The organism is Erwinia sp. (assembly GCF_031978025.1).
In the GTDB taxonomy this organism is placed as follows: Bacteria; Pseudomonadota; Gammaproteobacteria; order Enterobacterales; family Enterobacteriaceae; genus Erwinia.
The window spans coordinates 1-7,528 of record NZ_DALZCD010000218.1; the positions used below are offsets into that span (position 1 = coordinate 1).

At 53.4% G+C, this 7,528-nt stretch carries 5 protein-coding genes; all 5 read left to right on the forward strand.

Annotation, left to right across the window (positions count from 1 at the left end):
- On the forward strand, positions 1–495 hold a 495-nt coding region (locus RTK32_RS16105), incomplete at its 5' end, for an SLC13 family permease (protein WP_312045726.1).
- Between the two features lie 154 nt (positions 496–649).
- Positions 650–859, forward strand: coding sequence for a DUF2767 family protein (locus tag RTK32_RS16110; protein WP_312045728.1), 210 nt, complete (start codon positions 650–652; stop codon positions 857–859).
- Positions 860–1,225: 366 nt separating this feature from the next.
- Entirely contained in the window at positions 1,226–2,119 is an 894-nt protein-coding gene (locus RTK32_RS16115; protein ID WP_312045730.1) for a dihydrodipicolinate synthase family protein, read from the forward strand.
- A gap of 1,922 nt (positions 2,120–4,041) precedes the next feature.
- Positions 4,042–4,758: a fimbria/pilus periplasmic chaperone gene (locus RTK32_RS16120; protein ID WP_312045732.1), complete on the forward strand. Its 717-nt coding sequence runs from the start codon at positions 4,042–4,044 to the stop codon at positions 4,756–4,758.
- A 64-nt stretch (positions 4,759–4,822) separates the two neighbouring features.
- Positions 4,823–7,408 (forward strand): fimbrial biogenesis usher protein, encoded by a 2,586-nt coding sequence (locus RTK32_RS16125; protein ID WP_312045734.1) that lies wholly within the window; start codon positions 4,823–4,825, stop codon positions 7,406–7,408.
- Positions 7,409–7,528: the final 120 nt, after the last annotated feature.

The following is a 7,528-nucleotide window of genomic DNA, read 5'->3' on the forward strand; positions in this document are numbered from 1 at the left end:
TCGCTGGAACAGCAAAAAGCGCGTATCAATACCCATGCAGGCAATGTGCTGGCGGTCACCTCGCTTATTTTCGCGGCCGGGGTGTTTACCGGCATCCTGTCCGGTACCGGCATGGTTGATGCGATGGCGAAAAGTCTGCTGGCGGTCATCCCACACAGCTTTGGCCCTTATCTGGCGGTCTTTACCGCGCTGGTCAGCCTGCCTTTTACCTTCTTTATGTCTAACGACGCGTTTTATTTCGGTATCCTGCCGGTGATTGCCCAGACGGCACTCAACTACGGTATCAGCGCGGAAGAGATCGCCAGGGCATCGATAATCGGCCAGCCTTTCCATCTGCTTAGCCCGCTGGTGCCCTCGGTGTACCTGCTGGTGGGCCTGGCGAAAGTGGATATCGGCGATCATCAGCGCTTTGCCATCAAATGGGGCATCCTGGTCAGCATGGCGTTGCTGGTGGGTGGGCTGGTGTTTGGCGCGTTCCCGTTCTACAGCCGGTAATCTGGCCGGGCGCGCCGGGCAATTTATTGTGATGGTTGTCACAATAAAAGCGCTCAGCCCGGCGGCCCGATAGCGATACAGCGTTTCAGCACTAATACTTCTGGTCGGCCTTTCCTTCATGGCGGAAAGCAGCTGATTTGAACAGTGAGGTTTTATGAAACGCGACGTATTGAGTGAAGAATATTATGACGAGGTCTGCAGGGTGATAGGCGATGCGGCCATCGTGCTGGCTGAGAGCGGGCACAACACCAGCCGTGATATCCTGGCAGACCTGCTGGTCAAAACGCGGCATCAGCGAACCGATGCGGATCGTGATGAACAGAAGGTGTTGGAGCACGCTATCCGCCTGATAAAGCCTGATTAATTTCAGGTTTTTTGTTTATTTTATGAAAGTTACCAGGGCGTATCCCGCGATTAGCCGGGTTTGGTGTGAAGTGTTGTAGCCGTATCCGTGCCTGATGATGCCTGCACCGAGTGTCATTATCGGGAAGCCTGTGGTTAAGACTGAGCCAGACACTGACGGTGCAGACCTGCTTTGCTCTAAAGCAAAGCCCTGTAAAATGTCTTAATCTACGGGAAGTCAATCAGGGACATGAGCCAGACAATAACGGCTCGCCAGACGCAGGGGATCGTTACCATAAACATAAGCAGGCCCTGATTTGCTACAAATTTCGCAATAACAGGTTTGCTGTTCAGCAATCGCTATAAGTCAGACCAGACAGGATAAATCATGTTTAAAGGTCTAAGCGCGTTCCCATTCACTCCGTTTATATCAGGCTCTCCTGACGAGAAGGGTTTCCTGAGAATACTGCGGAGACTGACAGATGCAAAAGTTGATTCTCTCGGCGTACTTGGATCGACAGGCAGTTACGCCTATATGACCCGTAAACAACGTGGGCGGATAGCCAGACTGGCTGTAGAACATGCCGACAATATTCCGGTAATGGTGTGTGTTGGAGCAGTCAGCGCAGATGAAGTGCTGCGACTGGCCGATGATGCACAGGCAGCCGGTGCCAGTGCTCTGCTCCTGCCTCCGGTTGCTTACCAGGCATTACATGAAGACGAAGTATACGGACTCTTTGAGATGGTAGCCCGTCATGTCACGGTACCCCTCTGTGTCTATGATAATCCCGGAAAAACCCATTTTAGCTTCTCAGATGAACTGCACTGTAAAATTGCAACGCTGCCAGCCGTACAGTCGATTAAAATCCCGCCCGTCCCTTCAGATATGGACGCTGCCGTTTCCAGGATCAGGAACCTGCGCGGCAAACTGCCGCTAGAAGTGACCATCGGCATCAGTGGTGACAGCTCTGCTGCTAACGGTCTTATAGCTGGCTGTGCGGTCTGGTATTCCGTGTTTGGCGGCCTTTTCCCTGAGGCGGCAAAAAAAATTACAGATGCGGCAGCGGCAGGTGATCATGCTGCAGTACGGGAATATCACGACCGTCTCAGCCCACTCTGGGAGCTTTTTCATCAGCACGGAGGCGGTTTTAGAATCATCGCAGCTGCTGCCAGTATTCTTGGTCTGGCTGCCGAAAACTGCCTGCCGCGTCCATTGTTACCTGTTCGGGCTGACAAATGTGCTGAGCTGAAGCACGTGATATCCAGTCTTGAACTTGCTTGAGTACTTCTTTGGCCGTAAGTAAGCCGTCCGCTTTGAGCGAAAAGCGGACATTATGCCGCCTTCCACATCTAATAGTTTAATAACAAGTTAACTATTTAGCTGTTAGTTAAACAGTTGCATAGGTTTTATATAGCTTTGATCGGTTATCTGTGTAAAAACTCTTTTCGGAGAAAAATATAAAATTCATCGTTTGCGTATCTTAACCATCAAGCCCAAAAACCGATAGTTCCGGTTCCAGTTCCAGTTGCAGTCACTTCATTGCGAACCTATTTAAATCGCCCACGCTTTATGTAAGCCACGCTCCCGCCTTTTACATTACCATTCCTACGTTCGCATAACAGTATTGATATCCACGAAATCAGGGGGCTGGAGGAATACTCTACTTCTGGCATAAGAGATGCCGAACCTCCTCAGGTGTTCAAGAGCAAAAATCCGTATGGGATAGTACGCAGGTAGCCACTCTGAAGGGCTATAAAATAAGCGGAAAAGAGCAGGCTCTTTACACTAAAGATGCTCTGCAAACTGTGTATGAGCAGGGGTTAAAAGATACTCGTGGAGCAAAACAATAATGTCTCTGAAAGAGATAATCAAAAATGAAGGAGTGGAAGAAGGACTACCCTTTATGGAGCCGACGTCTGACTACCGTAAACCGGCTCGCCTGTATACTTATAACCCCTTCGATGTTATTTCTGGCGGTGAGTTATCCTCCACCTGTGATGATTTATTTCGAAAAAGTGTACTTTAGGATCAGAATGGTAAAGTAATAAAAGACCCGAATTATAAAGCCCTCGCATCTGTGACCGAGCAAAAGTACGGTATCGAATAACCGACGGACCTTTCTGATAAGAGCGCTTTAAACTACGTCCCGCAAACAAGGAGGGCGTTTTCATTGGAAGCTAATAGTGTTACCCAAAACTGAAGATGAAATTAATGAGTAAGGCCCTATGAAGGACATTTTGAGAAGATCGTTCTGTCTGTTATCTGACCTGAGGGTAATTTGTATGAAGTGTTTTACTCTCGGTATTTGTCCGGGTGCTGACGTCTCTTTACTTCAGGTTCCGGTAATCACACTCTCCTTTTCGAAGCAATATTTACCTGATTTATTAGCCATTCGGGGAGGGTGTACTCCTCCGAAATAAATAACCACATTTGTTGGGGAGGTGTTTTATTTGTTGTTTATTTATCACCATTATGTTTGCTGGTGAAATTTTTCACTCCGGATTTTAATAATTTTTATTATTTTACTTATTTCGCCATCTTAAATATAGCCTAAACAAAATTCACTTTATTTGTATGCGCTTTTGTTAACGCCGAACGGAGGTATCCCTCAGCCTGATATAACCGGTTTTTCAATAACCGACTGATGAGGAAGCATATTTATATTTATTTTCCCTCCCACATGCTCGTTATCGATGATCATTTCATACAAATTGAATAGGCGCACACTATCAAAATGCTGGTATAGATCGGTGTTGACGATCATATTATTCCGGATAGAATAAATACGTGCTTTTTGATATCGGCCCGATTTTTTCGTAAAGCGTGAGCTTAATCCGGCCTGATAAAAAGTGTGGCTGAGTACGCGCACTTTCTGTCAGGGTGAATATCATTTTTCACTGAAATATAGAAATCCAGAGTATGTTCCCGTTTTTTTTAGGGGTGGTTTTCATTTTATTTTTTATTACCCAGCTCCGGCAGGCTGGGATAAGCGTGTCTGTCTTCAACTTCTGTAGGGGTGGGAATTAATTCGCACAATAAGAAAATGTCTTTTATTCCGGGCTTGTTGCACAGACGGCAGACAGGCTGATAACGGCCGGTGTTATTTATTACTCCGGTGCCGGGAAATATCTTTTTTATAACTTAAGTTCGGCCAGTTTTTAAGCAGCGACGTATTTATTACTCACTCACAGGAAATCAAGCGTATGTCATTTCATTTTATTCGTTCCGGAAAAACGGCTATGGCCGCTTTTGCGCTGGGCTGCGCGTGTCTGACCACACTGCCGGCTTTGGCGGAGGGCGGCATTTCGATTCAGGGGACCCGAATTGTTTACCCGCAGGATGCCAGGCAGGCGAGCCTGTCGATACGCAACTCTTCTACCCAGCACTCCTTCCTGGTGCAGTCCTGGGTGGAAGACGCATCCGGTCATAAAACCAGCGACTTTGTCGTTACCCCTCCGCTCTACCTCAGTGGCCCGAAAAATGAAAACACCCTGCGCCTTATTCACACCGGCGGAGGGTTGCCAGCTGACCGGGAAACACTCTACTACTTCACGGCCAAGGCCATTCCGTCGGTGGGTGACAATAAGTCCGGAGATAATAGTGCCGTGCTGCGCATCGCCACGGCCAACCGCATAAAGCTGTTTGTCCGCCCGGCAGGTCTGAAGCCCTCGCCGGATAAGGCACCGGCTCAGCTGACATTTCATCAGCAGGGCGGTGAGCTGGCCATCCGTAACCCCACGCCGTACTACCTTACCCTGACGGGGATGACCTCAGGTGGGAAGGCGCTGAAGGACCTGATGGTTCCGCCCATGAGCACGGCCCTGGACCCGCTGCCAGCGGGCCACGACAGCACCGTCACTTATCGCACCATTAACGATTACGGCGCGACCACCCCGGCAATCACGGCGGCTATTAAATAATACCGGCTGACGTTGTCTGTGTTTCTGTTTCTGTTTCTGGGGCTGGTTTGTTGTGGTGAAAAATATGCGATTCAGATTACGACCGTTATTTATCCTGGTAGGGGCTTCGCTGTCCGGTAGCGCCTTTGCCGGACTGCATTTTGACCCGGCTATGCTGTCGGATGACCCGCGTGCCGTAGCAGACCTCTCCCGCTTTGAGAGCGGACACGCCCAGGCTCCGGGCAGTTATCCGGTGGACATTTACCTGAACGGGACTTTTCTCCGCTCCGCCACCGTGCAGTTTGATGCCCTGGCGGGCGACGCCCAGCGGAAAGACGTTCACGACAACACCGACCTGGTGGCCTGCCTGACCCGCCGTGACCTGATGGATATGGGCGTGAACGTGCCGGCCTTTCCCGGGCTGGCGTCCGCGCCGGACGGGCAGTGCGTATCGCCTGGTCAGGCTATTCCTCAGGCTTCCACGTCGTTTGACTTTCAGAAGATGCGCCTGGACGTCAGTATTCCACAGGCGGCCCTGCAGAGCCGGCCACGCGGCTGGATCCCCCCGGAGCAGTGGGACGATGGCATTAACGCAGCCCTGTTGAGCTACCAGTTCAGCGGCAGTGATAACCGGGGTAGCTACGGTGACAGCCGGAGCAGCTACCTGAACCTGACCAGCGGCCTGAACGTCGGGGCATGGCGCCTGCGGGACAACAGTACCTGGAGCAATAACCAGAGCCGGTACGGGGCGCAGCGCCGCTGGCAGCATATCAGTACCTACCTGCAACGGGCCATCATTCCCTGGCGGAGCGGGCTGACCGTCGGGGACGGCTACACGGGCGGGGATGTGTTTGATTCCCTCTCGTTCCGCGGTGTGCGGCTTGCCACGGATGACGATATGTATCCGGACACCATGCGCGGCTACGCGCCCGTCATCCGGGGAACAGCGAACAGCAACGCACAGGTCAGCGTTCGCCAGAATAGCCACGAGATTTACCGCACCTTTGTGGCACCCGGCGCGTTCGTCATCCGGGACCTCTACCCGGTCTCGTCCGGCGGGGACCTGGAGGTGACCGTTACGGAAGCGGACGGCGCAAAACACATCTTTACCGTGCCTTATTCATCCCTTCCCGTGCTTCAGCGCCAGGGACATGTCCGCTATGGCATTGTTGCGGGCCGTTACCGCAACAGCAGTGACCGTTACAGTGCGCCATCGTTTGCTCAGGGCACGCTGCTCTGGGGGCTGCCTCACAACATCACGGCCTACGGTGGAACCCAGCTTGCTGACAGTTATCGGGCAATTGCGGTGGGGGCAGGGCTCAATATGGGCGTATGGGGTGCGGTATCGGCCGATGTAACTCATGCCGACAGTACGCTGGCGGACGGCTCCCGGCCTAAGGGCCAGTCCCTGCGGTTTATGTACGGACGCTCGCTGGTTTCCACCGGCACCACGGTCCAGCTGGCTGGCTACCGTTATTCCACCCAGGGTTTTCACACCCTGGACGAAACCGCGCTGAAGAACATGTCGGGCTGGCTGCACGATGATGACGCCGTCGACGCTGCCGGCCGGCCGGTGAAACCCAACTGGGCGGACCACTACAGTCTTTACAGCAACAAGCGGGAGCGCATCCAGCTCAGCCTCTCCCAGCGACTGGGTAAGCTCGGCTCACTTTATGTCACGGGTAGTCATCAGACCTACTGGCAGGACAGCGCAAAGACCGACACGATGCAGGCCGGCTTCAGCAGTACCCTGGGGCCTGCCAGCTACAGCCTTTCCTGGGGCTACAGCCGCATCAGCGGTCAACCTGGGGCCGACAGAACGCTTTGGCTCACCACCTCGGTGCCGCTGGATAGCCTGCTGTCTTCCGGCAGCATTACCGAACACAGCCATCAGATGATGGCCACCTACAGTGCAGGTCAGAGCGCTGACGGGCACGTTACGCATCAGGCCGGACTCAGCGGAACGGCACTGGAGGGGAACAATCTGGGCTGGAGTGTTTCTCAGGGCTATGACCGTGACAACGGAACCAGCGGGGATGCCAGCCTGAGCTATCAGGGCGGGGTCGGTAACGCTTCACTGGGGTACGGCTACAGTCGCGACTATCGTCAGGTGCGCTACGGGATATCGGGTGGAGCAATACTGCACAGCGGTGGCTTGACCCTGAGCCAGCCGCTGGGCGAGACCAGTATTTTGGTTGCCGCGCCGGGCGCGGCAGGGTTGCCGGTGGAAAACGGCACAGGGATTCACACCGACTGGCGTGGCTACACGGCGGTGCCATATGCCGGGGCATATCGGGAAAACCGGGTGGCGTTGGACGTCAGCGAGCTGGATGACCACACGGACATTGATAACGCTGTTACTCGTGTCGTACCGACACGCGGGGCCGTGGTCAGGGCCAGCTTTATCGCCCGTACAGGTATTCGCGGCCTGCTGACGCTGATGCACAACGGCGCCCCCCTACCTTTCGGGACGCCGGTGAGTGCAGAAGGTGGCAGTAGCAGCGGGCTGGTCGGTGACAACGGCCAGGTGTGGCTGACAGGCCTGCCACAGCAGGGTGTCCTGACGGCGAAGTGGGGGAACAGTTCTGATCAGCAGTGCACCGTGCACTACCACCTCCCGGCGAAGGCGCTGCAGGCCCCGGTCACTCAGGCGCAGGAGGTCTGCCGCTGACTCCCGGGCCGGGTTGTATTTTTATCGCGGATGTTTCCGCATTTTTATCAATAAGAAGAGAAAGGAAAGCAGTATGTCTATTAACGAAAAAAAAATGGGTTCTGTCATTGTCATTGCGGC

Bases quoted from the DNA above. Each gene is read 5' to 3' on its own strand.
- RTK32_RS16110 (WP_312045728.1), top strand. From the start codon at position 650: ATGAAACGCGACGTATTGAGTGAAGAATATTATGACGAGGTCTGCAGG.
- RTK32_RS16115 (WP_312045730.1), top strand. From the start codon at position 1,226: ATGTTTAAAGGTCTAAGCGCGTTCCCATTCACTCCGTTTATATCAGGC.
- RTK32_RS16125 (WP_312045734.1), top strand. From the start codon at position 4,823: ATGCGATTCAGATTACGACCGTTATTTATCCTGGTAGGGGCTTCGCTG.
- RTK32_RS16120 (WP_312045732.1), top strand. From the start codon at position 4,042: ATGTCATTTCATTTTATTCGTTCCGGAAAAACGGCTATGGCCGCTTTT.